This is a genomic window from Shewanella acanthi (assembly GCF_019457475.1).
Classification (GTDB): Bacteria; Pseudomonadota; Gammaproteobacteria; order Enterobacterales; family Shewanellaceae; genus Shewanella; species Shewanella acanthi.
Window position 1 is genome coordinate 125,168 of the sequence record NZ_CP080413.1, and the last position, 23,880, is coordinate 149,047.

Sequence of the window (23,880 nt, forward strand, 5' to 3'; positions counted from 1 at the left end):
TGTGGTGCCGATTTTTTAGGAGAAGTAATAGATGCAAATGAACAAGAAGCACAAAGGTTTTACCTTACTCGAAGTGATGGTGGTTATCGTGATTTTGGGTATTTTGGCCTCTATGGTGGTACCAAACCTAATGGGTAACAAAGATAAAGCGGATCAACAAAAAGCCGTGTCTGACATTGTTTCCCTCGAAAATGCCCTAGATATGTACAAGTTAGATAACGGCGTGTATCCATCGACAGAGCAAGGTTTAGAAGCCTTAGTGCAAAAGCCAACCATTTCGCCAGAGCCACGTAACTACCGTGAAGAAGGTTATGTGAAACGTCTGCCACAGGATCCATGGCGTAACGATTATCTGCTGTTAAGCCCAGGTGAAAACAGCAAGTTAGACGTTTTCAGTGCTGGTCCTGATGGTCAACCAGGTACCGAAGACGACATCGGTAACTGGAACCTACAGAACTTCCAATAAGATGGTAAAACTGCGCCAAGCTGGCTTCACCCTGCTTGAGGTGATGTTGGTGGTCTTATTGATGGGGCTCACGGCTGCGGCCGTGACCATGTCTATTGGTAATTCCGGCCCGAAACAGGCGCTGGAAAAGACGGCGCAGCAATTTATTGCCGCAACTGAACTCGTGCTCGATGAAACCGTACTGAGTGGCTATTTCATCGGCATAGTGGTTGAGAAAGACAGTTATCAGTTTGTGTATTACAACGACGGCAAGTGGAACCCGCTTGAGCAGGATAAACTCCTTGCCAGCAAGCAGATGGAGCCTGGCGTCGTGATGAACCTGGTTCTCGACGGGATGCCGTTAGTGCAGGAAGATGAAGAAGAGGATTCGTGGTTCGATGAGCCATTAATCGAACCCTCCGCCGAAGATAAGAAAAAGCATCCCGAACCGCAGATTTTATTATTCCCTAGCGGTGAGATGACCGCCTTTGAGCTGAGTTTTATCACTAAAACCGACCGTGGCCCAATTGATGTATTCGTCGTTGGTGATGCGCTAGGTCGCTTAAGTTTGGGGCGCCCCGATGAAACACGTTAAGGGCATGACCTTACTCGAAGTGATTGTGGCCTTGGCGGTGTTTGCTATTGCCGCCGTGTCTATAACTAAGAGTCTTAGCGAGCAGATGGCCAATATGCCGATCCTAGAGGCTCGCACACTCGCCCAGTGGGTGGCCGATAATCAATTGGTTGATACTCGCCTCGAAGCGCAGACACCCCCCTTTGGCAAAAAAGAAGGCAGGGTCGAACTGGCGGGCAAAGAGTGGTATTGGCGACGCGAAGTGGTGAAAACTGCGGATGATAATTTTCGGATGATTAGGATTAGTGTCAGCGAGGATGAGCGTTATCAGCGCATCGCGGCACAGGTGAGCAGTTATGTCCTTAAGACCGAATAAGATTCAAGCGGGCTTTACCCTGCTCGAAATGCTGATCGCCATTGGTATTTTTGCCATGTTAGGTTTAGCAGCAAACGCAGTGCTCAGCACTGTGATGACCAATGATGAAGTGACAAAGCATTTCTCTGTGCGGCTTAAGGCCTTGCAACAGGGATTTGGCGTCATCGAGCGCGACCTTGGTCAAATGGTGGCCCGCACACCGAGATTACTCGAGGGTGGCCGCGGCACCACAGTGCTGCAAACCGGTAACGATTTGCTGAACTCGGAATCCGAAGCTCTCGTATTTTACCGTTTGGGTTGGTTAAACCCCGATGGGCTATTGCCCCGAGGCAGTATTCAATCGGTCGCCTATGTGGTGCAAGACGGCAAGCTGGAGCGCTGGTATTTTCCTTACCCAGAGCCTGAGTTTGGTGCCGAGCCATTAAAGACTGTGATTATCGATAACGTGGTGTCGGTAGAGTATTCCTTCTTTATGGAGGATAAGTGGGAGCGCAAAGTCGAGGCCACTAAGCTACCTAAAGCGATTGCCATGGAAATAGAAATCGAAGGCTTAGGTAAAATTCAGCGTAAGTTTATGTTGCCTTTAGGTGCGCTGCCGCCGGAGAAATCCATCGAAGAGGAGACCAATAAAGAGGGGTCTGAGGATGGTAGCAGCGACAGTACTGACACGAATGATGGCACCGATGAAGGTTCGGGCGAAAGTGGTGAAGGCAATACCGAGAATGAGGAAACTGAATGATAACTCATTCTCCTTCTAAACAACGCGGTGTGGCATTAATTGTGGTAATGCTGATTGTGGCCTTGGTGGTCATTATCGCCACTAACATTACTAGCCGGAATCAGTTGTCGATGCGCCGCACGTTAAATCTGGCGCAGTATGACCAAGCTTACTGGTACAGTATTTCGGCTGAGGAGCTGGCCAAGAAAATTTTAAAGCAGGATCTCGATGATTCCGAGGGACGAGTGCACCGCCAGCAATATTGGGCAATGAGCGATGTGATTTTTCCGGCTGAATACGGCGAGATTGGTGGCAAGATCACTGACATGCGTTCTTGCTTTAATTTAAATGCATTAGCGGTAACAACCAAAGAGCTGGAAAACGGCCAGCCAAAGTTGCCCTTGGCGGCAAAGCAGTACAAGGCGCTGTTAATGGGCTTAGGGATGGACGACTTTAATGCGGATCATCTGACGCAAACCCTCAAGGATTATTTAGACGAGGACGCCATTGCCAGTCCCTATGGCGCTGAAGATGCTGAATATGAGGCGCGTAATGTGCCATATCGCGCCGCGAACACCCTGATGAATCATCGCAGCGAACTGCGAGCGGTCATTGGTTACACTCAGGAAATTTACCTGAAGTTATTGCCCTATATTTGCGTGATCCCAGGTAATGACAGGCAGTTACTGAATGTAAATACGCTCGAAAAAGAACAGGCCGCCTTGTTGGCCGCAATGGTGGATAACCAGATTTCGACCGGAGAAGCAGAAAGCATTATTAATCAGCGCCCCGGCGATGGTTATTCAAAAGTTGATGATTTTATGGACTCCTCCTCGTTGGGGTCGATCAAATGGGAAGGTGCGATGAAGTCCAGCCTAGTGGTGGACAGTGAGTATTTTCTCCTCGCCTCGGGCGCTAAGGTCGATAACGCGATTTTCAGGATGGAGAGCGTGCTCAAAAAGAGCAGTGGCAACAAAATGGAAGTGCTCACCCGTCAGTTTGGTGGACAAAAATAATAGCAAACAAGCGCAATCATTAAGATTCGCTGTTGGAGAAAAACTGTGAGTGAACGGCTATTTATTCGCTTAGGCAGAACCGCAGATCAAGCATGTTCTTGGTTGGTGTGGTCAGAGCAAGAACAGGAAATTATCGCCTCTGGTGAACTTGCTAACGCCCAAGGCTTAGCGACCTTATCTGAGCGTGCGGGCAATCGCCCGATTGACGTTCTCGTCCCCGCATCGGCAATGACGCTGACCAGCGTGCATTTGCCCGAAAAGGGTCAACGCCAAGCAATAAAAGCGCTGCCCTTTATGCTCGAAGAATCGATTGCCGAAGATGTTGATGCAATGCACTTTACCGTTGGCCCTCGCAGCGGTGAGGAGTTAAGCGTGGTCGCCGTTGCCCATGAACAGATGCAGTCGTGGTTAAATTGTTTAGCCGATGCTGGCCTGAAGGTTAAGCGCATGGTGCCCGATTGCTTAGCGTTGCCATTGCAAGAGTGTCGCTGGGCGGCAATGCGTTTTGGTAACGAATTACTGTTGCGTACCGGTGTGGGTACTGGTCAAAGCCTGCCGATGGCATGGTTACCTATCGCCATGGGGCAGCTCACCTCGCAGGAGCAGGATGTCACCGTTGCTAGTTACACAGAGATGGCATTAGATGGTGTGGCGCTTGAGCCGCAACCTTTAGAGTTGCCCATGTTGGTGCTGGCGAAGGGCATTTTGCACGCACCGATTAACCTATTGACGGGTGTGTACACGCCAAAGCGTGAATACAGTAAACACCTTATGCAATGGAAGAGTGCTGTCATCGTAGTGGCCTTGGCCTGTGTGTTATCTTTGGTGAATAAAGGGCTGACCATTTATCAGGTGAATGGCCAAGTTGCTGAGCTGAAGGCGCAAAGCGAAGAAATCTATAAGAAGGTTGTACCGGGCAACTCGCGGATTGTTAACCTGCGTTCGCAAATGGAAAGCCAATTGCGCTCACTACAGGGGCAGGGTTCTGGCGCAGCATTTTTCACTATGCTCGATGGTTTGCAGGAGGCCTTTAAACAAGTGCCAGAACTTAAGCCTAACAGCATTCGTTTTGATAGCGCCCGTAACGAAATCCGTATGCAAATTACGGCAAAAAACTACGGTCAGATTGAGAAGTTTAAAGAGATTGTTGGCCGTAAGTTCCAACTGGACGGCGGCACGATGAACAGCGGTGAAGATGAAGTCACCAGCACCTTAACCTTGAGGAGCAAATAAGATGCAAAATTTGCAGACTTGGTGGCAGGGCCTCGCATCCCGCGAACAACAATTAGTGGGTTTTTGTTCGGTGTTTTTGGTTATTGGGATTTTGTATTGGGGTATTTGGACGCCTATCTCTAATGCCGAGCAAGATGCACTGCGCAGTTTAACCGCACAGCAGCAGACGTTAACTTACGTTAAACAGACGGCCAATAAAATTGCTGGACTCAAGCAAAGCGGTGCTAAACCAAGCTCGAGTGGCAGCTTAAGTTCAGTGGTTAACCAAGCGGCGGGGAAATTTGGTTTAGTGATTACCCGCATGCAACCTCAAGGGAATAAGATTCAAATTTGGATGGATGACGTACCATTCGATTCGTTGATGAGTTATCTCGACGAGTTAGTGCAGAATAAAGGCTTATCCCTCGAAAGTGTCGATTTGGCGGAGGGCGAAACGCCTGGTTATGTCAAAGTTAGACGTATCCAGTTAGCGCAATAGGTTAAGGTGTCGTAGTGAGTGTGATTAAAAAAGTCATCGTTGGCTTACTGATTTATTTAGTGTTTTTATTGGTGCTGTTCCCCGCCAATGTAGCTGTACGCTTTGCGCCTTTGCCAAGCGATGTGATGATTTCTGGGGTCAGTGGCAGTATTTGGTCTGGCAATATCGAAACCCTTAAGGTGCAGCAGCGCCAAGTCGAACAGGTGCATTGGGAGTTGAGCCCATGGGCATTGTTAACGGGCAAGATTAAGGTTGATCTACAAGTAGGCAGTCGCGCCACCGCCGTAAGCGGTAAAGGCCTTATCACGTTGTCGCCTTCTGGCATTAGTGCCCAAGGTTTACGTTTTGATGCACCCGACAGCTTCTTAATTGGCAATGCTAAATTGCCTTTTAGAACTGAGATTCAGGGGGAAGTGAGTCTGCTCGTTGAAAACTTAGAACAGGGCAAACCTTGGTGTGAGCAGTTAAGCGGTAAGCTTTTCTTAAATCAGACTAATGTGAAAAACCAATTCGGCAATTATCCACTGGGCAATATCGAGCTAGGTTTAAGCTGTGTTGAAGGCCGTGTGCAGTTAGCGACCGATGAAACTAAGAACCAACTTGGTATCAAAGGCACATTGCAGCTCGATGAAGGTAACACGGTAAAAGTGGCCGCTAAGATCAAAGAGACTAACGACCAGCCAGAAGATATGCGTAAATCCCTAAGCATGCTCGGCAAACGTGGCGCCGATGGTTACTTCCCGCTGGAATACCAAGGCCGAATTCCTGGAATGTAATTCATGCTTTGATGACGAGTAAAGCACCCTTCAAAAGGCACCACTGCGGTGCCTTTCTTATTGCTGGCTAACGGTGAGTTATCGAAGTAGATCTTCGAGCAATAAGTGGTAATCGTCGATGGCTGGAAAATCGTTGAAGGTTTTAAGGGGTTTTTGGCTATCGGGGTTTGCGATCCCCAATTGATGGGCAACGCCTGCAAGTTTGGCGGCATTTAGAATCGCTTCGCTGTCATCGATAAATAGGCAACGACTCGGCTCGAGATTAAACTTGTCGAATAGGGTTTGCCAAAATTGTGGGTGTTCCTTGGGGTAGCCCGTCTCATGGCTCGAGATCATTGCATCGAGTCCAGAGGCGAGTTCGGTGTGCTCCAGTTTTAACGCCAGACTTTTAGGGTGGGCGTTGGTGACTAATATGCGATTTTTGCCAGCCTTGGCGAGCGCATCGAGGAAGGGCATGCTGTCTTGGCGTAGTTGAATTCGTTCGACGAGAGTGCGGTGTAATCCCATAATATCCAACCCTAATTGCTGCTCCCAATAGTCGAGGCAATACCAGTCTAAGGTACCTGCCACGCTATCGTACGCCTTAACAACTAACCGTTGCGCTTCATCCTCGCTAATCCTTCGCTGTTGACTAAGCTCTTGGGGAACAAGACTTAGCCAAAAGTGATTATCAAAGTGCAAATCTAATAGGGTGCCGTCCATATCGAGCAATACGGTATCGATTTCGTTCCAATTAAACATTTAAAAGTCCTATTTTCGGCTAGGCTTTAAAGGGTTAGATTGCAGTTCAGCCATCAAAAGTGGCATCAAGTCTAAGTTATATCACGGTTATATTTGCAAATACCTCAATGCACAGATAGGGGATTCGTTGATAAGCTAATTGCCATCAATCTTATCTTGGCATATTAGCCTGGAAAGGATGCAGAACCTACGATAGTTGATATGGAATCTTAGGGAATACTGATTATATTCGATTGATCCAGCCATTGAGTTTACATTTACCGAGAGGCTGGGTACTAAAGTGTTATGGTCTGTTGCAACCTAATGCTTCAGTATGAATTAGTAAGATAATTCAGTTTGTAGATTAAAGTCAGGGTAGTAAGATTGTCATTTATCCACATATGTTTATCGCAATTTTTAACCAGGGGCAGTTATGTCACAGCGGCAGAAGCCGGAAATCTTGCATACCGAAGTTGTCGCTAAGAGCCGATTGTTTCAAATTGAGCAAGTGCATTTAAAGTTTTCCAATGGTGTCGAGCGTCAGTACGAACGCATGAAAGGCGGTAGCCGCGGTGCTGTGATGGTGGTTCCAGTGCACCAAGGCAATATGCTACTCGCCCGCGAATATGCTGCTGGTACAGATCATTACGAGTTAGGTTTCCCTAAGGGGCTTATCGACCCAGGTGAGCAGGCCATTGATGCGGCAAACCGTGAGCTGCAGGAAGAAATGGGCTTTGGCGCCCGAAAACTCACTCTACTTAAGGAGTTAAGTTTGGCGCCGGGGTATTTTTCTAGCAGGATGCAGATTTTCATTGCCGAAGATTTATACGAGAGTCAACTCGAGGGTGATGAGCCTGAGCCGATTGAGATTGTGCCTTGGCCTTTGTCCGACTGGGAAAGTTTACTCGAAGAAACTGATTTTTCGGAATCCAGAAGTGTAAGCGCGTTGTTTTTAGCGCAGAAGCATCTACAACTTAAATAGTCTTTTAAAGCGTTCAGCCATTGAGTGCTTGTTAATCATTCGCGATATGTAGCGATTGGAGTGGTTATGAAGCCTGAAGAATTGATCGACGAGGTCATTGCGATCGCCATGGAAGCGGGCCGCACTATCCGTGATATTTATCTGAAAGGTAACTTTGAGCGGGAAACCAAGTCTGATAATACCCCCGTCACCTCGGCGGATTTAGCGGCTAACAAGATTATCTGTGAACGCCTCGCCGCATTAACGGCTGACATCCCCATCCTATCGGAGGAAGCGTCCGACATTCCCTTAAGTAAGCGTGCGGCGTGGAGTCGCTATTGGCTGGTCGACCCCTTAGATGGCACTGGGGAATTTATCGCCGGTAGCGGTGATTTTTCAGTCATTATTGCGCTGGTCGAACATAACCGCCCCGTCATGGGGATAGTCTATGCGCCTATGACCCATGTGTGTTACTACGCGATTGCGGGGCTCGGAGCCTATAAGCGTACCGATACGCAAGAGCTTAGGATTAAGAGCCGCCAAATTGAGTACCGTGAGCAGGTTTCTTTGCGTTTGGCGGTCAGCCGTCGTCAAGATCCCCAATCGGTATTGACCCTGTTCAATCATCCCAAATACTGCGAATTAGTTGTTATGGGTGGGGCGGCGTTAAAAAGCTGTTTAGTTGCGGAAGGACGCGCCGATTGTTATGTCCGTGTCGGACCGACGGGAGAGTGGGACACGGGCGCTGCACAGATCATTATTGAAGAAGCGGGTGGGCAGCTGATGGACATTGAGCTGCAACCTTTGACCTACAACGAGCGAGAAAGCTTAGAGAATCCGAATTTTATCGTAGTAGGTGCACCTAACTTAGAATGGGATAAGATATTAATTGGCGAATGATGTATCAGCGGCAACCATTAGGCCGATATTAAAGTCTGAATTGTTGGCGATTTATCAACTCGAAAAAACGGTTTTTGGTGAGCACTGTTATCCCGATTTCTTTTTCCGGCAGGGATTTGACTGCTGGCCTGAGCAATTTTTAGTGGCCCTCGAAGATGATGTCCCTTTAGGTTATATCCTCTGTGCCCAGGCAAGTAGCAGCGATACTATGTGGATTTTATCCATTGCGGTCAGTGATCTGGCACGCGGTAAAGGTGTAGGCAAAAGATTGATAGCGCAGTGTTTATCTCAAATGCCAGCAAGCATAACCTGCGTAAAGTTAACCGTTGATCCTAATAATCCTGCTTATGCTTTGTACCAACGTCTGGGCTTTGTCGATTCTAGCTTTGAAGATGATTACTTTGGTGAAAATCAGGCCAGAGTGGTGATGAGCCGTATCTTGGGTTAAACCTAAACTCGCATAATCGGTAGAAACAAGCGGCGTACTTTGATAAGTACGCCGCTTTTTTATGTTAGCAGTCGATAAAACAAACTTATTATGAACATTGTTTTTTATTGTATTGATTGCTAATCTGTTGCTAACTAACATGAAATTAACATGAGTGAGTTAGCATAGTGGCAAGACGCAAAGAACATAGCCATGACGAGATCCGAGCGATGGCAATTACCGCGGCGACGGAACTCCTAGTAGAGCAGGGCATAATGGGGCTGAGTTTGCGCAAGGTCGCCAGCAAAATCGGTTATGTGCCCAGCACGCTCATTAATATCTTTGGTAGTTACCAATTTTTGTTATTGGCGATTTCGGAGCAGACACTGCTGGCACTGCATGAACACTTGGCAAAGATTAAGGGGGATTTAGGCATCGCGAGGATCCAAGCCATGGCCCGTGCCTACAGTGAATTTGCCCATGCTAATCGCCAATGTTTTAAGTTGGTATTTGAGCTCCAACTATCGGATGTTGAAGTGCTACCTATGTCCCACAGTGAATTAATCAGTGGGCTTTTTGGCTTAGTCGAGCGGGAGTTAACCCATGTGTTTCCCCTGTTGAGCCCGGAACAGCAAATTTGCATGAGCCGAGTCTTGTGGGGAGGCATTCATGGCTTAACCGCCTTGTCGCTGGATAATAAACTCTTTGCCGACGAGCTGTCGTTAACAGCGTTGCTCGACAATCATGTGATTGGGTATTTACAGGGAATGGGCTTTCAAGGAGAGGCACAATGCTGCTAACGAAACGATTTCTGCCCTATTTTGCGACCCAGTGTTTGGGGGCGCTTAATGACAATATCTATAAAAATGTTCTGCTGTTGATGGTCACCTTTAGCCAGGTAAAGGAACTTCCCATTAACGTGGATATGTTTGTCAATTTAGCTGCGGGTGTGTTTATTCTGCCCTTCTTTCTGTTTTCGGCCCATGCGGGGATAGTGGCCGATAATCTGGATAAAGCAAAGCTGATTCGGGGCTTAAAATTTCTCGAAGTCATTATTATGTTCAGCGCGGCGTTCGCCATTGTGACTGAGCAATATATGCTGATGTTAGTGCTACTGTTCTTGATGGGCAGTCAATCGGCCTACTTTGGTCCTGTGAAATATTCTCTATTGCCACAAGCGCTGAAAGAGGGGGAATTAGTCAAAGGTAATGCTTGGGTGGAGATGGGCACCTTCCTGTCGATTCTCATCGGCACCTTGAGTGCAGGCATTTTAGTGGCTGGTGATAACGCGACGATGAGTTCTGCGGTGACCGTTACTGTGCTTGCTCTGGCTGGGTATTTATCGAGCCGAGCCATCCCCGCATTACCTCCCCAAGGGAGAGTAGCGAAGATCAAGTTTCGCCCAATTTCAGGCTCTTGGCACACGATTAACAAAGCACGTAAAACCCCCTCGATTTGGATGGCGATTCTTGCGATTAGCTGGTTCTGGTTTTTAGGGGCGACCTATCTGACCCAATTCCCCCAATTCGCTAAACTCCACCTGCATTCGGGCGCAACAGTGGTGTCGCTGTTACTCGGATTATTTTCTATTGGGATTGCAGTGGGGTCATTGGCCTGTGAGCGATTTTCCTTCGGCCACGTTGAATTAGGCCTATTGCCATTTGGGGTGTTGGGGCTGACAGTATTTGGCATTGATTTACTGTGGGCGATTCCCGAGGCACCTGCCGATCCCAACTTAGCTTATAGCTTTAGCAGTTTTATCGCGGAGTCACGGCACTATCATGTGATGCTGGATTTGTTTTTGATTGGTGTGAGCGGTGGTATTTTTATCGTGCCCCTGTATGCCTTTATTCAATCACGGTCGGCAAAGGGTGAGTGTGCACAAGCCATTGCGGCCAATAATATAATGAATGCGTTGTTTATGGTGACATCGGCCGTCTTGTCGATGTTATTCCTTGGTGTGCTGGGATGGAGCATTCCCCAGTTATTTTTACTCCTCGCTGTAATGAATTTTGTCGTCGCTTTATATGTGTATTCACAGGTTCCTGAGTTTACACAGCGATTTATCAGTTACTTACTCAGTCATATTATGTATCGGGTAAAGGTCGCAGGCCGCGAGCATATTCCCAAAGAAGGTGCAGGGATTATCGTGTGTAACCATGTGAGCTACGTGGATGCGCTGATCATTATGGGTGCATCGACTAGACCGATACGTTTTGTAATGGATGAATCTATTAGCGAAATCCCGCTGCTTAAATACCTGTTCCGCCATGCGGGGGTCATTCCAATTTGTTCGCCCAAACAGAGTGAAACAACATATACCCAAGCCTTTGAGACGATTCACCAAGCACTTGCTAACGGTGAACTGGTCTGTATCTTCCCCGAAGGGCGGTTAACGCCAGACGGAGAGTTAGGAGAATTCCGTCCCGGTATCGATAAAATTCTTGCCCGAGATCCGGTGCCAGTTATCCCGATGGCGCTATCGGGCTTATGGGGGTCTTACTTTAGCCATAAAGATGGACACGCACTGACGACTCGCCCGAAACGCTTTTGGTCAAAGGTAGCCATTGATATTGACGCTGTAGTTCAAGGTGATACACATAGTGAACAGCTGCATAGGAGGGTTGATGATTTACTTGAAAAGCGAAATTCGGTTGTGAGCTAGGCAATCCCTGTAGCGGATCATGGAGCATTAAATTCTCCCAATAAAACGACCACCTGATGGTGGTCGTTTTATTGGTTAACAGACTAACTAAAACTTGCCGTCAAACTTTGCCAACTCTTCTGTTGAAGCTTAAAGCGCGCCTTTAATTCCTCAACCTGAAGTAGTAGCTGTTGGTCTACAAGTTGTTTGCGCTTGGCCTCTAACAGTGCTTTTTTCGCTTGATAGTATTCAAGCAGGTGAGTTTTGACTAACTCATATTCCTGCTGGATTTTATCAATAATTTCATCTGCATTGGGTAAATGCACAACCTTGTTTTTAGCATTTAATAACTGCATTTGCAGACGCGCACTCTCAATGCGCTCCTGTGGACTCGTGCGTAAATCCTTGGCTAAACCTACCCAAGACAAGGCTTTAATCAGCCACTTGGTTGGGTCGTAGTGCCACCATTTAATACCATTGCGGTAATCGTTTTCAAAAATATGGTGGAAGTTATGGTAGCCCTCGCCATAGGTGAGCACAGCAAGAAATCCGTTATCTCTAGCGGTATTTTTATCCGTGTATGGCTGACTTCCCCAAACGTGGGCGAGGGAGTTGATGAAGAAAGTGCAGTGATGCACAACCACTAAACGTAGTAAGCCTGCCAACAAGAGCATACCGGCCACATTCCCTGTAAACCACCCCAATAACGCGGGTAAACCGATATTCATTAGTACGACAAGGGCGAGGTAATGCTTATGCTGCCACATCACTATGCGATCGTTTTGTAGGTCACGGACGTTCTGGTAGTCGTGGTAGCGATGTGCTTGGTATTCACGCAGCATCCAGCCTATGTGGCTGTACCAAAAACCCATTTTGGCAGAGTAAGGGTCTTTGTCGTTATCATCCACATGTTTATGATGAACTCTATGATCAGATGCCCAGTGTAGCGCACTGTTTTGCAACGCTAAGGCACCGCCTAAGGCATAGAAAAAACGTACTGCCGGATGGGCTTTATAGGCTTTGTGTGACCAGAGTCTGTGGTAGCCAGCGGTGATAGAGAGCCCGCTGTAATAGGCTAACAGGATAAAGGCAATCCATTCACTCGCGGCATAACCGTGAATGATTCCATACCAAGGAATGAGAACGAGGGTACCGAGTAGGGTTAAGCTAAACAAACAGACGTTCAGCCAGATGATAGGTGGTTTATTCATTTTTGTGTCCATGATCCGCTTTTGAGCGTACAACTGTAAGCTAATCTATCTCAGCATTATTGTTTGGTCAAGGTCCATTGGGGCTGTGTTTCAAGTGTAAAAGCGGTATTATCACGGCAATACATTCAGTTAGCGGATTTAAGAATGGGAATTCGTGCACAGCAAAAAGAGAAAACTCGTCGAGCTCTGGTTGATGCTGCTTTTAATCAGTTGAGCGCCGAGCGCAGTTTTTCGAGTTTAAGTTTGCGAGAGGTCGCGCGTGAGGCCAATATTGCGCCTACTTCCTTCTATCGCCATTTTAAGGATATGAACGAACTCGGCTTGACTATGGTCGACGAGGGCGGTTTAACTTTGAGGCAAATGATGCGTAAGGGGCGTCAGCGTGCTGAAGCCGGCGGTAGCGTGATTCGGATTTCTGTTGAAACCTTTATGGAAGTTCTCGATTCTAATCCGAACGTATTTCGAATTCTGCTACATGAGCGTTCTGGTACATCGGCCGCATTTCGCGCCGCGGTAGAGCGCGAGATTGAGCATTTTATCTCAGAATTGGCCCATTACACCGAGGCGACGGCTGGGCGTACGCCTATGCTGGCAAGGGCACAGGCCGAAGCGTTGGTGACTTTAGTTTTTAATGCTGGGGCTGCGGCCCTAGATATGAAGCGCGCCGACCGTAAGATTCTGGCCGACCAGTTAGTAATGCAGCTACGCATGGTTGCTAAGGGCGCCGAAGCGCTACAGAACAAGTTTGATCATCGCTAGTTTGGTGGTTTTGCAAAGTGCAAAAATACAGGCGCCTATTGGCGCCTGTATTTTTATACCAGTTATCTCTACGGGTTGACGAGGTTCTAGCTACAAACCCTTTCCCATATAGTCGGCAAATATTTATCCTAAGCGGAATGTGCGAGTCAATTATCCTTTTAATCCAGCGGCTTACTGCGATTTCGCCAGTCCTATGAGAAGGGCAAATCAAATAAATGAACGCAACAGGCGCCATTCTTTGTCCATGCAGGTGGGAGTGATTAGTGATTTTGCTATTAAGTGTAATAACATTAATCACATAGCTCGTTTTAATGGTTGCTCAAATGAAAGGCGTGAGCAGTTAGCACCTTTGAGTTAGACACAACCCCATTTTTTCATGCTAGATGCTCACCATGTTTTGATGGCTTACAGTTAGTAAAAATAGCGCCTTTGTGAACGATAATTCCTTTTGTCTCGGCTACTGTTTTGATCAAAGTTGACCTTTAGGAATAAAGGTCTAGCTCTTTACTAGACCCGCAATAAATTCATGCACTTGGGATTTTACTGCTTACTTAGACCATATTCGCTGAAGTGATGGAGCTCGCTTTGCTACGTCGACCAAATACAGTGATTACAAATGCACAGATAAACATGCTGACACTGTAAACAATGATTGGGATGGACATCGTCTCAGAGCTAAGAATTGTCATGCTAACCATAAGCGCTAACGTGCTATTTTTAACGCCAAGTTCAACCCCAATAGTTAAACCATCCTCTTTAGGCAGTCGACAATATTTTGCGGTGAAAATACCTAATGCAACTCCAATGATATTAAGCGATATCGCTGCAGCTCCCGCCTGAATTATTAACTGCAGCAGGTTTCCGCCAATGTCATAGAGTATGCTTGCAACGAGCAACACTAGGGTTATCCCACCCAGTTTGCTCACCCCTTTTTCAGCTTTAATCGCCCAGCGAGGCCAAAAAGTACGCAATATCATTCCTACCATTACTGGAATTAGCACCACGCCAACCATCATCGCAACCATTTTTTCTACTGGAAGTTCAATGTTCACTGATGAAGTGCTAAAGAGTGACATCGCATATCCAGTGGCTAGTGGCAGCGTTGCAATGGTTATCAAGCTGGCAATCACCGTAAGCATGATGGATAAAGCAACATTACCTCGTGACAATAGTACAAATAAATTTGATGCGGTTCCTCCAGGACAAGCCGCTATTATCACAAGCCCTACAGCCATTTCTGGCGATAAATCAAACACCTTGGCTAACACTACAGCAATTATAGGCATTCCCACAATTTGGCTAACGCTTCCAAGTATCAGCCCCTTGGGCTTGCGAGTTATCTGACGAAAGTCATTTAAGGTTAACGTCATACCTATTCCGATCATAATGATCACCAGTGAAATAGGTAGGCCTATTGAAATGATATGATTGGACTCCACCGTTGCCTCCTGCAAATTTATATATGTAATAAAGTACAATCTGCGTCAATCTGGCATTTTGTAGTTAGTTTTTATTGAGTTTCTTGCTCAAGTATTGATTTGGCGGAAGTTCCTCAAACAGTTTGATGTAAAGCACCTATGTAAAGGCGATCACTCATTCCGAACTGATACCATTCCAGAATTAGCAAGTTATTAACATATCGCGAAGCCACTCTACTAAAGCCTCATTTTAAACAATGTAAAAAATTTAACATTATTGTTGCATTATTTATGCATTCCATTGATTTAACCTTCTCAAAGGGGCTGCATAGAAAGAGTCCTCACTCCCCTCGAGTTAGCTTAAATCATATGGAAAACCGTTCCGTTGAAGGCCGGAAAATCATCGTAAATCAGTTAGTAAACAATGCAAACCAACTACAAGTTCGAATGGCTTGGCACCAGCCGTTACTTGATGGTGATGTCGGGGCGTTAAGTCTGATCTGATTTAATAATCGTTTGAAATTTATTAAGCACTACGGAGTGGAATCAATATTGAGTTAATTACCGAAACTTACATGCGTTTTAACAGCTAAAAAGCCAAGCTATAGAGATAAAAGGCTAACTCAGATATTCAATGCATTGTGTCCGGCCAATTATTTTCAAAAGCTAATAAGTCTATTCAGACTCAGGGTGACCAGAGCAACACATATGTAGATTAGATAGAAGGGATAATGGGGATAGCAAGGCTCTAAAATTGTTCATTTGTGATATGAGGCCGATGCTGTTGTCAGAAATGTCACTGGACCAGTTTGCAATGCTCAAGATGCATATTTCAGCGCTCTATGACCGCATTTTTATGCTAATCAACATGAACAAAAATCTACAAGTCTATCCCAACATAACTAAGCACATTCTAGGCAAATGCTAGGTTTACTTTAAAAGAAAGGGGAGGGTAAGTGGATATGACTTACCCGCTCCCTCTTTCCGTCCCTAGGTGTATTTTATGTGCAAAAATATGGATAAAATCCTTATTTAATGCGCTCTAGCAGTACGCCTGTTTCCATATGGTCGGTGTATGGAAACTGATCGAATAGAGCAAAACGCGTCACTTTGTGGGTCTTATGTAGTTGCTGCAGATTGTCTTTTAAGGTGTCTGGGTTACACGAGATATACAGGATACGCTCATAACCTTGCACTAATGCCAAAGTATCTGGATCGATACCCGCGCGTGGTGGGTCAACAAAAATGGTATTGCAAACATAGCTGTCGAGATCGATACCCTCGAGACGTCTAAAACTGCGTTTTTTTGCCATTGCATCGCTAAAATCTTCCGCCGACATACGAATAATCTGCAGATTTTCAATGCCATTTACCTCGATATTGTACTGCGCAGCATCCACTGAAGGCTTGGCCAATTCTGTCGCTAACACACGATTGAAGTTCTGAGCTAACGCAATAGAGAAGTTACCATTACCACAATAGAGTTCGAGCAAATCGCCTTGACTGTTTTGGGTAACATCAATTGCCCACTCCAGCATTTTGATTGCCACTTTGGCATTAGGCTGAGTAAAGCTGTTCTCAATTTGCTTGTATAAGAATGTCTTATCGTTGACCTGCAGTGATTCCACTACGAAGTCTTTATCTAAGTCGATTTTTTGTTTACGGGCACGACCAATGATATTGACCTTAAATTGGCTACTTAAACGCGTTTTTAATGCGGTCGCTTCAGCGCGCCATTGATCGTCAAGTTGTCTGTGGTACAGCAATGAAACTAAAATCTCGCCGCTTAGGGTTGACAAAAAGTCCACTTGGAAAAGTTTATGGCGCAGAGCATGGTTTGGCTTTAACTCGGCAATTAGTGCCGCCATCATCTCGTTGATTAAGGTGCTTGCAGGTAGGTATTGATCGCAACGTACTTTATCGTTCAGGACCTTATCAAACATGTAGTAATACAGATCATCGCCTTCGTGCCATACTCGAAATTCGGCGCGCATACGGTAGTTAGCCGGCTGCGAGGCAAATACTTCTACACTCGGTGTTTCAAATTCGGCAAAGGCCTGCTCTAACTTGATACGCTTCTGGTTAAGCTGCGCATCATATGTATTGGGATCCATTGCTGCTAAATTCATTGTTGATTCACCGTTCTGTAAATTGGGGCGCAAATTTTATACTAGGTGGCACGAATGTCCAGCATCTTGCTTTTGCGGTTTGCCCTAAGCTGTGGGAAAATCCGCCGCGATTGATGTGAGGCAACAATAACGGGAGACGCTCTTGTCGCAACCAATATTAGTGTTCGATTCAGGAATTGGTGGACTTTCCGTCTTGGCGGAAATTCGCAAACTGCTGCCTCAGTATAACTACTGCTATCTATTCGACAATGCCAGATTGCCCTATGGTGAACTTGAAGAGCAGGAGTTAATTTCGGGCTGCGTTGCCTTAATTCAACAACTCGTTGCCAAGACGAACGCCGCAATAGTGGTTGTCGCCTGTAATACCGCGAGTACAGTCGTTTTGCCAGCATTGCGCGCCGCATTAACTATTCCAGTCGTCGGAGTAGTGCCGGCGATAAAACCTGCTGCGAAATTATCAAAGAGTAAACGTATCGGTCTATTAGCGACACCCGGTACGGTAAGACGCCACTATACCCACGAACTTATTAGTCAATTTGCCGATGATTGCCACGTTGAACTCTTTGGATGTTCTGAGCTGGTGATGATGGCAGAGCAAAAGATTGCCACGGGTGAATTGGATACAACCAGCCTTAAGCGAATTCTTGCGCCAGTTGTTGAGGCCGATCTCGATGTACTAGTGTTAGGTTGCACCCACTTCCCAATGATCAGAGCCGAATTGCAACAAGTTCTGGGCGAGGGGGTCAGTCTTCTGGACTCTGGCGAAGCTATTGCCAAAAGGGTTGTTGTGTTACTCACTCAATTTGAAGGCAAGCAAATAGAGGCTGATGATAGAAAGAGTGATGTCGCTGCGCCGAAAATTGAGGGCTATTATACAGCTTCGAAAATCAGTGAGGGGTTAGAGCAAACACTAGTTGATTGTGGTTTCTCTTCCATTGAGCATTACACCACAATCAACTAATCGGGAAGTGAACTTAAACTTATTCGTCGGTGCCAGTACGTTCGGCCGCTTCAGAATCTTGGGTCTTAGCTTCTCTCACCTTTAAGGTACGTTCTTGGAAGTTGAAGTCATTCAACTTCACCATAGCCTTTTGAGCGCCCGCTTCAGACATCTCCACAAAACCAAAACCTTTACGACGTCCTGTCTTGCGGTCACGCACTAAACGCACTGAGTTCACAGGGCCGAACTCGCCAAATAGAACTTTAACTTCGCCCTCATGAACACGGTATGGCAGGTTGCCAACATAAAGTGTCATGGTAGGACCCGCATATTGTTCCTCTGAACCTTGGGCTTGGTTTGTCTCAGGGACTAATTTAAACACTAGGCTAGTAATAATTACACCAGCAACAAAAGCGATATAAGCAGGTAATGACGTCGCAAACTGGGATAACGCGACAGCGCCGAGAATGGCAATTGCTAAAGCAATAAGAAATGACTTTTGCATAAGAATGCTCTCTGAATGAAATAGAAAATGATACACAACTGTTAACAGCAGGGCATATGGTAATGAATTATTTACTTTTAAACTAGACTGCTGCCGAAAAAATGAGCTCAGATTGTGATTTCGCTGTCGAAAATAATCAGAATAAAAGCAAAATCTAATAAAAATTAATCATCATGTTTAAAATATAAACGTACAGTGCATTTATGATGAAAAAGCCCTTGCACAAAAAGTTCAGCTCCCTATAATGCGCATCCACTGACACGGCAGACAGCGATAAGCAGTTTCAAGTGCCAGTTCATCAAGCAGTTCACTGATTGATGAGTGTAAAGAAAGTTGAAAAAACTGCTTGACGCAAAAACGGGAATGCGTAAAATACGCAGCCCTGACCAGATGAACAAATGGTTCGCTGAGTCAACGCTCTTTAACAATTTATCAAGTAAATCTGTGTGGACACTCACAGGTGTTGAGTTAATCGAAATTACTCTGCCGTTTGGCGAGTAATCAAAGAATTAAATCAATGAATGAGTGTTCATAGCAATATGTACAGTTTGTTTTGACTTTCGAGTTGAAGCGACAAATCAGAATTCATTGAGTCGAACCTTCGGGTTCAAAAAACTTTTAATTGAAGAGTTTGATCATGGCTCAGATTGAACGCTGGCGGCAGGCCTAACACATGCAAGTCGAGCGGCAGCACAAAGGAACTTGTTCCTGAGGTGGCGAGCGGCGGACGGGTGAGTAATGCCTAGGGATCTGCCCAGTCGTGGGGGATAACAGTTGGAAACGACTGCTAATACCGCATACGCCCTACGGGGGAAAGGAGGGGACCTTCGGGCCTTCCGCGATTGGATGAACCTAGGTGGGATTAGCTAGTTGGTGAGGTAATGGCTCACCAAGGCGACGATCCCTAGCTGTTCTGAGAGGATGATCAGCCACACTGGGACTGAGACACGGCCCAGACTCCTACGGGAGGCAGCAGTGGGGAATATTGCACAATGGGGGAAACCCTGATGCAGCCATGCCGCGTGTGTGAAGAAGGCCTTCGGGTTGTAAAGCACTTTCAGTAGGGAGGAAAGGTTGTAAGTTAATACCTTGCAGCTGTGACGTTACCTACAGAAGAAGGACCGGCTAACTCCGTGCCAGCAGCCGCGGTAATACGGAGGGTCCAAGCGTTAATCGGAATTACTGGGCGTAAAGCGTGCGCAGGCGGTTGATTAAGCGAGATGTGAAAGCCCCGGGCTCAACCTGGGAATTGCATTTCGAACTGGTCGACTAGAGTCTTGTAGAGGGGGGTAGAATTCCAGGTGTAGCGGTGAAATGCGTAGAGATCTGGAGGAATACCGGTGGCGAAGGCGGCCCCCTGGACAAAGACTGACGCTCAGGCACGAAAGCGTGGGGAGCAAACAGGATTAGATACCCTGGTAGTCCACGCCGTAAACGATGTCTACTCGGAGTTTGGTGTCTTGAACACTGGGCTCTCAAGCTAACGCATTAAGTAGACCGCCTGGGGAGTACGGCCGCAAGGTTAAAACTCAAATGAATTGACGGGGGCCCGCACAAGCGGTGGAGCATGTGGTTTAATTCGATGCAACGCGAAGAACCTTACCTACTCTTGACATCCAGAGAATTCGCTAGAGATAGCTTAGTGCCTTCGGGAACTCTGAGACAGGTGCTGCATGGCTGTCGTCAGCTCGTGTTGTGAAATGTTGGGTTAAGTCCCGCAACGAGCGCAACCCCTATCCTTATTTGCCAGCGCGTAATGGCGGGAACTCTAGGGAGACTGCCGGTGATAAACCGGAGGAAGGTGGGGACGACGTCAAGTCATCATGGCCCTTACGAGTAGGGCTACACACGTGCTACAATGGCGAGTACAGAGGGTTGCAAAGCCGCGAGGTGGAGCTAATCTCACAAAGCTCGTCGTAGTCCGGATTGGAGTCTGCAACTCGACTCCATGAAGTCGGAATCGCTAGTAATCGTGAATCAGAATGTCACGGTGAATACGTTCCCGGGCCTTGTACACACCGCCCGTCACACCATGGGAGTGGGCTGCAAAAGAAGTGGGTAGCTTAACCTTCGGGAGGGCGCTCACCACTTTGTGGTTCATGACTGGGGTGAAGTCGTAACAAGGTAGCCCTAGGGGAACCTGGGGCTGGATCACCTCCTTACCTATACGACTAACTCGATGTTTGTTGAGTGTTCACACAGATTTACTTGATAGAAGATAGAGTAAACGATGGGTCTGTAGCTCAGCTGGTTAGAGCGCACCCCTGATAAGGGTGAGGTCGGTGGTTCAAGTCCACTCTGACCCACCAATCCTTAAGGGTTGGACATCTGATACTCGCACTGCATGTAAATGGGGCTATAGCTCAGCTGGGAGAGCGCCTGCCTTGCACGCAGGAGGTCTGCGGTTCGATCCCGCATAGCTCCACCATTTACTGCAATCTGGTTAGAGATGCCAAAGATAAACTGAAAAATTATCTTTGGCTTTTTTAAGCCCGCTCTTTAACAATTTGGAAAGCTGATAGTAATTAATACAATGATGTCTGTCGTTGTGTTAATACGAAAAAAATTGAGTTCTTAAAACACTTTTTAAGTGTCTTGAATATTCAAGTCTAAGGCGAGTCCATCTTCTTGGTCGAAGATGAGACAAGTAAAACCAGCTGGTCGCAACAATTCAAGTGAAACTCATTTGGGTTGTATGGTTAAGCGACTAAGCGTATACGGTGGATGCCTTGGCAGTCAGAGGCGATGAAGGACGTAGTAACTTGCGAAAAGCGTTGGCGAGCTAGTAACAAGCATTTGAGCTAACGATGTCCGAATGGGGGAACCCAGCAGCATAAGCTGTTATCACTACATGAATACATAGTGTAGTGAGGCGAACGAGGGGAACTGAAACATCTAAGTACCCTTAGGAAAAGAAATCAACCGAGATTCCCCTAGTAGCGGCGAGCGAACGGGGATTAGCCCTTAAGTCAGAGGGGTGTTAGTGGAATGGTCTGGAAAGTCCAGCGGCACAGGGTGATAGCCCCGTACACGAAAACTAACCTTTGATGAAATCGAGTAAGGCGGGACACGTGATATCCTGTTTGAATATGGGGGGACCATCCTCCAAGGCTAAATACTCCTGACTGACCGATAGTGAACCAGTACCGTGAGGGAAAGGCGAAAAGAACCCCTGTGAGGGGAGTGAAATAGAACCTGAAACCGTATACGTACAAGCAGTGGGAGCGGTTCTTGAGACCGTGACTGCGTACCTTTTGTATAATGGGTCAGCGACTTACGTTTTGTAGCGAGGTTAAGCGAATAGCGGAGCCGTAGGGAAACCGAGTGTTAACTGCGCGTTTAGTTGCAAGGCGTAGACCCGAAACCCGGTGATCTAGCCATGGGCAGGTTGAAGGTTGAGTAACATCAACTGGAGGACCGAACCGACTAATGTTGAAAAATTAGCGGATGACTTGTGGCTGGGGGTGAAAGGCCAATCAAACCGGGAGATATCTGGTTCTCCTCGAAAGCTATTTAGGTAGCGCCTCGGACGAACACCTTTGGGGGTAGAGCACTGTTAAGGCTAGGGGGTCATCCCGACTTACCAACCCTTTGCAAACTCCGAATACCAAAGAGTGCTATCCGGGAGACAGACGGCGGGTGCTAACGTCCGTCGTCAAAAGGGAAACAACCCAGACCGTCAGCTAAGGTCCCAAAGTGTATGTTAAGTGGGAAACGATGTGGGAAGGCTTAGACAGCTAGGATGTTGGCTTAGAAGCAGCCATCATTTAAAGAAAGCGTAATAGCTCACTAGTCGAGTCGGCCTGCGCGGAAGATGTAACGGGGCTAAACATACCACCGAAGCTACGGGTGCAATCCATTAGGGTTGCGCGGTAGAGGAGCGTTCTGTAAGCCGTTGAAGGTGAAGGGGTAACCCACGCTGGAGGTATCAGAAGTGCGAATGCTGACATGAGTAACGATAAAGGGGGTGAAAAACCCCCTCGCCGAAAGACCAAGGGTTCCTGTCCAACGTTAATCGGGGCAGGGTGAGTCGACCCCTAAGGCGAGGCCGAAAGGCGTAGTCGATGGGAAACAGATTAATATTTCTGTACTTCCGCTAACTGCGATGGAGAGACGGAGAAGGCTAGGCTAGCGCGGCGTTGGTAGTCCGCGTTTAAGGTGGTAGGTGGGTGACTTAGGCAAATCCGGGTCACTATACACTGAGAGCTGATGACGAGGTCCTACGGGACTGAAGTAGTTGATGCCATGCTTCCAGGAAAATCTTCTAAGCTTCAGGTTAGCGGGAATCGTACCCCAAACCGACACAGGTGGTCGGGTAGAGAATACCAAGGCGCTTGAGAGAACTCGGCTGAAGGAACTAGGCAAAATGGTACCGTAACTTCGGGAGAAGGTACGCTGCTGTTGGTGATGGGACTTGCTCCCTAAGCTGACGGCAGTCGCAGATACCAGGTGGCTGCAACTGTTTATCAAAAACACAGCACTGTGCAAAATCGCAAGATGACGTATACGGTGTGACGCCTGCCCGGTGCCGGAAGGTTAATTGATTGGGTTATCGCAAGAGAAGCTCATGATCGAAGCCCCGGTAAACGGCGGCCGTAACTATAACGGTCCTAAGGTAGCGAAATTCCTTGTCGGGTAAGTTCCGACCTGCACGAATGGCGTAATGATGGCCACGCTGTCTCCAGCCGAGACTCAGTGAAGTTGAAATTGCGGTGAAGATGCCGTATACCCGCGGCTAGACGGAAAGACCCCGTGAACCTTTACTATAGCTTGGCACTGAACATTGACCCTACATGTGTAGGATAGGTGGGAGACTTTGAAGCGGGAACGCTAGTTCTCGTGGAGTCGTCCTTGAAATACCACCCTTGTAGTGTTGATGTTCTAACTCTGGCCCCTTATCGGGGTTGAGGACAGTGCCTGGTGGGTAGTTTGACTGGGGCGGTCTCCTCCCAAAGAGTAACGGAGGAGCACGAAGGTTGGCTAAGTACGGTCGGACATCGTACGGTTAGTGCAATGGCATAAGCCAGCTTAACTGCGAGACAGACACGTCGAGCAGGTACGAAAGTAGGTCATAGTGATCCGGTGGTTCTGAATGGAAGGGCCATCGCTCAACGGATAAAAGGTACTCCGGGGATAACAGGCTGATACCGCCCAAGAGTTCATATCGACGGCGGTGTTTGGCACCTCGATGTCGGCTCATCACATCCTGGGGCTGAAGTCGGTCCCAAGGGTATGGCTGTTCGCCATTTAAAGTGGTACGCGAGCTGGGTTCAGAACGTCGTGAGACAGTTCGGTCCCTATCTGCCGTGGGCGTTGGATGATTGAGGGGAGTTGCTCCTAGTACGAGAGGACCGGAGTGAACGAACCGCTGGTGTTCGGGTTGTCATGCCAATGGCATTGCCCGGTAGCTATGTTCGGAATCGATAACCGCTGAAAGCATCTAAGCGGGAAGCGAGCCCCAAGATGAGTCATCCCTTGGACTATAAGTCCACTAAAGAGCCGTTCGAGACTAGGACGTTGATAGGTCAGGTGTGTAAGCGTTGTGAGGCGTTGAGCTAACTGATACTAATGACTCGAGAGGCTTAACCATACAACCCAGATGGGTTTTACTAAGTCGTACTTAGATAGAATACAAACACTTAAGAAGTGA

General features: G+C 47.2%; 20 protein-coding genes, 2 tRNA genes and 2 rRNA genes. 19 read left to right on the forward strand and 5 right to left on the reverse strand.

The window, feature by feature from the left end; translation table 11 throughout:
* The first annotated feature begins 31 nt into the window (after positions 1-31).
* Genes gspG through K0H61_RS00570 form a run of 8 tightly spaced genes read left to right on the forward strand, consistent with a single transcriptional unit; the run spans position 32 to position 5,616 of the window.
* Positions 32-466 carry a type II secretion system major pseudopilin GspG gene (gene gspG / locus K0H61_RS00535; protein WP_220050866.1) on the forward strand — a complete coding sequence of 145 codons (435 nt, stop codon included), beginning with the start codon at positions 32-34 and terminating at the stop codon, positions 464-466.
* 1 nt (position 467) lies between these two features.
* Positions 468-1,040: a type II secretion system minor pseudopilin GspH gene (gene gspH, locus K0H61_RS00540; RefSeq protein WP_220050867.1), complete on the forward strand. Its 573-nt coding sequence runs from the start codon at positions 468-470 to the stop codon at positions 1,038-1,040.
* Entirely contained in the window at positions 1,027-1,395 is a 369-nt protein-coding gene (gene gspI, locus K0H61_RS00545) for a type II secretion system minor pseudopilin GspI (RefSeq protein WP_220050868.1), read from the forward strand. The genes gspH and gspI overlap by 14 nt, the downstream gene beginning before the upstream one ends.
* Complete coding sequence (gspJ, locus tag K0H61_RS00550; RefSeq protein ID WP_220050869.1) at positions 1,376-2,134, forward strand: type II secretion system minor pseudopilin GspJ; 759 nt, start codon at positions 1,376-1,378, stop codon at positions 2,132-2,134. The genes gspI and gspJ overlap by 20 nt, the downstream gene beginning before the upstream one ends.
* Entirely contained in the window at positions 2,131-3,129 is a 999-nt protein-coding gene (gspK, locus tag K0H61_RS00555) for a type II secretion system minor pseudopilin GspK (RefSeq protein WP_220050870.1), read from the forward strand. The genes gspJ and gspK overlap by 4 nt, the downstream gene beginning before the upstream one ends.
* Before the next feature lie 45 nt (positions 3,130-3,174).
* Complete coding sequence (gene gspL, locus K0H61_RS00560) at positions 3,175-4,362, forward strand: type II secretion system protein GspL (protein WP_220050871.1); 1,188 nt, start codon at positions 3,175-3,177, stop codon at positions 4,360-4,362.
* Position 4,363: 1 nt separating this feature from the next.
* Positions 4,364-4,840 (forward strand): type II secretion system protein M, encoded by a 477-nt coding sequence (locus K0H61_RS00565; protein ID WP_220050872.1) that lies wholly within the window; start codon positions 4,364-4,366, stop codon positions 4,838-4,840.
* A 14-nt stretch (positions 4,841-4,854) separates the two neighbouring features.
* Complete coding sequence (locus K0H61_RS00570; protein WP_220050873.1) at positions 4,855-5,616, forward strand: type II secretion system protein N; 762 nt, start codon at positions 4,855-4,857, stop codon at positions 5,614-5,616.
* 78 nt (positions 5,617-5,694) lie between these two features.
* Here the strand turns inward: K0H61_RS00570 and yrfG are convergent, their stop codons facing one another.
* The gene (gene yrfG, locus K0H61_RS00575) at positions 5,695-6,357 is read right to left on the reverse strand and encodes a GMP/IMP nucleotidase (RefSeq protein WP_220050874.1); all 663 of its coding nucleotides are present in this window, start codon (positions 6,355-6,357) and stop codon (positions 5,695-5,697) included.
* Between the two features lie 412 nt (positions 6,358-6,769).
* On the opposite strand from yrfG, the gene nudE reads away from it, so the two are divergent.
* The 5 genes from nudE to K0H61_RS00600 all read left to right on the forward strand — a co-directional run bounded on the left by nudE (position 6,770) and on the right by K0H61_RS00600 (position 11,289).
* The gene (gene nudE / locus K0H61_RS00580; RefSeq protein WP_220050875.1) at positions 6,770-7,318 is read left to right on the forward strand and encodes an ADP compounds hydrolase NudE; all 549 of its coding nucleotides are present in this window, start codon (positions 6,770-6,772) and stop codon (positions 7,316-7,318) included.
* A gap of 66 nt (positions 7,319-7,384) precedes the next feature.
* Positions 7,385-8,197, forward strand: a complete 813-nt coding sequence (gene cysQ / locus K0H61_RS00585; RefSeq protein ID WP_220050876.1) for a 3'(2'),5'-bisphosphate nucleotidase CysQ — start codon at positions 7,385-7,387, stop codon at positions 8,195-8,197.
* A complete protein-coding gene (locus K0H61_RS00590) occupies positions 8,187-8,645 on the forward strand; it encodes a GNAT family N-acetyltransferase (protein WP_220050877.1) in 459 nt (152 codons plus the stop codon). Before cysQ ends, K0H61_RS00590 begins: the two co-directional genes overlap by 11 nt.
* Before the next feature lie 167 nt (positions 8,646-8,812).
* Complete coding sequence (locus K0H61_RS00595) at positions 8,813-9,424, forward strand: TetR/AcrR family transcriptional regulator (protein ID WP_220050878.1); 612 nt, start codon at positions 8,813-8,815, stop codon at positions 9,422-9,424.
* Complete coding sequence (locus tag K0H61_RS00600) at positions 9,415-11,289, forward strand: MFS transporter (RefSeq protein WP_220050879.1); 1,875 nt, start codon at positions 9,415-9,417, stop codon at positions 11,287-11,289. Before K0H61_RS00595 ends, K0H61_RS00600 begins: the two co-directional genes overlap by 10 nt.
* Positions 11,290-11,372: 83 nt before the next feature.
* On the opposite strand, the gene K0H61_RS00605 is transcribed toward K0H61_RS00600, so the two are convergent.
* Positions 11,373-12,479, reverse strand: coding sequence for an acyl-CoA desaturase (locus K0H61_RS00605; protein WP_220050880.1), 1,107 nt, complete (start codon positions 12,477-12,479; stop codon positions 11,373-11,375).
* A 144-nt stretch (positions 12,480-12,623) separates the two neighbouring features.
* On the opposite strand from K0H61_RS00605, the gene fabR reads away from it, so the two are divergent.
* A complete protein-coding gene (gene fabR, locus K0H61_RS00610; protein ID WP_220050881.1) occupies positions 12,624-13,238 on the forward strand; it encodes an HTH-type transcriptional repressor FabR in 615 nt (204 codons plus the stop codon).
* 551 nt (positions 13,239-13,789) lie between these two features.
* Here the strand turns inward: fabR and K0H61_RS00615 are convergent.
* Positions 13,790-14,677: a bile acid:sodium symporter family protein gene (locus tag K0H61_RS00615; protein WP_220050882.1), complete on the reverse strand. Its 888-nt coding sequence runs from the start codon at positions 14,675-14,677 to the stop codon at positions 13,790-13,792.
* A gap of 1,007 nt (positions 14,678-15,684) precedes the next feature.
* Positions 15,685-16,785 carry a tRNA (uridine(54)-C5)-methyltransferase TrmA gene (gene trmA / locus K0H61_RS00620; RefSeq protein ID WP_220050883.1) on the reverse strand — a complete coding sequence of 367 codons (1,101 nt, stop codon included), beginning with the start codon at positions 16,783-16,785 and terminating at the stop codon, positions 15,685-15,687.
* Positions 16,786-16,927: 142 nt separating this feature from the next.
* Here trmA and murI point away from each other — a divergent pair, with 142 nt between their 5' ends.
* On the forward strand, positions 16,928-17,746 hold the full coding sequence (gene murI, locus K0H61_RS00625; protein ID WP_220050884.1) for a glutamate racemase: 819 nt from the start codon (positions 16,928-16,930) through the stop codon (positions 17,744-17,746).
* A 19-nt stretch (positions 17,747-17,765) separates the two neighbouring features.
* On the opposite strand, the gene K0H61_RS00630 is transcribed toward murI, so the two are convergent.
* A complete protein-coding gene (locus K0H61_RS00630) occupies positions 17,766-18,230 on the reverse strand; it encodes an RNA-binding protein (RefSeq protein WP_220050885.1) in 465 nt (154 codons plus the stop codon).
* A gap of 619 nt (positions 18,231-18,849) precedes the next feature.
* Between K0H61_RS00630 and K0H61_RS00635 the strand changes: the two genes are divergently transcribed.
* The 4 genes from K0H61_RS00635 to K0H61_RS00650 all read left to right on the forward strand — a co-directional run bounded on the left by K0H61_RS00635 (position 18,850) and on the right by K0H61_RS00650 (position 23,820).
* A 16S ribosomal RNA gene (locus K0H61_RS00635) occupies positions 18,850-20,392 on the forward strand.
* A gap of 70 nt (positions 20,393-20,462) precedes the next feature.
* Positions 20,463-20,539, forward strand: a tRNA-Ile gene (locus K0H61_RS00640).
* 43 nt (positions 20,540-20,582) lie between these two features.
* Positions 20,583-20,658: transfer RNA gene (locus K0H61_RS00645), tRNA-Ala, on the forward strand.
* A gap of 269 nt (positions 20,659-20,927) precedes the next feature.
* Positions 20,928-23,820: ribosomal RNA gene (locus K0H61_RS00650) — 23S ribosomal RNA — on the forward strand.
* Together the 16S and 23S rRNA genes with 2 tRNA genes alongside form the textbook arrangement of a ribosomal RNA operon.
* The last annotated feature ends 60 nt before the right edge of the window (positions 23,821-23,880 follow it).

Coding starts and splice junctions, on each gene's coding strand:
- fabR (WP_220050881.1), top strand. CDS start 12,624: ATGGGAATTCGTGCACAGCAAAAAGAGAAAACTCGTCGAGCTCTGGTT.
- K0H61_RS00600 (WP_220050879.1), top strand. CDS start 9,415: ATGCTGCTAACGAAACGATTTCTGCCCTATTTTGCGACCCAGTGTTTG.
- gspI (WP_220050868.1), top strand. CDS start 1,027: ATGAAACACGTTAAGGGCATGACCTTACTCGAAGTGATTGTGGCCTTG.
- gspG (WP_220050866.1), top strand. CDS start 32: ATGCAAATGAACAAGAAGCACAAAGGTTTTACCTTACTCGAAGTGATG.
- nudE (WP_220050875.1), top strand. CDS start 6,770: ATGTCACAGCGGCAGAAGCCGGAAATCTTGCATACCGAAGTTGTCGCT.
- gspH (WP_220050867.1), top strand. CDS start 468: ATGGTAAAACTGCGCCAAGCTGGCTTCACCCTGCTTGAGGTGATGTTG.
- cysQ (WP_220050876.1), top strand. CDS start 7,385: ATGAAGCCTGAAGAATTGATCGACGAGGTCATTGCGATCGCCATGGAA.
- gspJ (WP_220050869.1), top strand. CDS start 1,376: ATGTCCTTAAGACCGAATAAGATTCAAGCGGGCTTTACCCTGCTCGAA.
- gspK (WP_220050870.1), top strand. CDS start 2,131: ATGATAACTCATTCTCCTTCTAAACAACGCGGTGTGGCATTAATTGTG.
- K0H61_RS00630 (WP_220050885.1), bottom strand. CDS start 18,230: ATGCAAAAGTCATTTCTTATTGCTTTAGCAATTGCCATTCTCGGCGCT.
- K0H61_RS00605 (WP_220050880.1), bottom strand. CDS start 12,479: ATGAATAAACCACCTATCATCTGGCTGAACGTCTGTTTGTTTAGCTTA.
- K0H61_RS00565 (WP_220050872.1), top strand. CDS start 4,364: ATGCAAAATTTGCAGACTTGGTGGCAGGGCCTCGCATCCCGCGAACAA.
- yrfG (WP_220050874.1), bottom strand. CDS start 6,357: ATGTTTAATTGGAACGAAATCGATACCGTATTGCTCGATATGGACGGC.
- trmA (WP_220050883.1), bottom strand. CDS start 16,785: ATGAATTTAGCAGCAATGGATCCCAATACATATGATGCGCAGCTTAAC.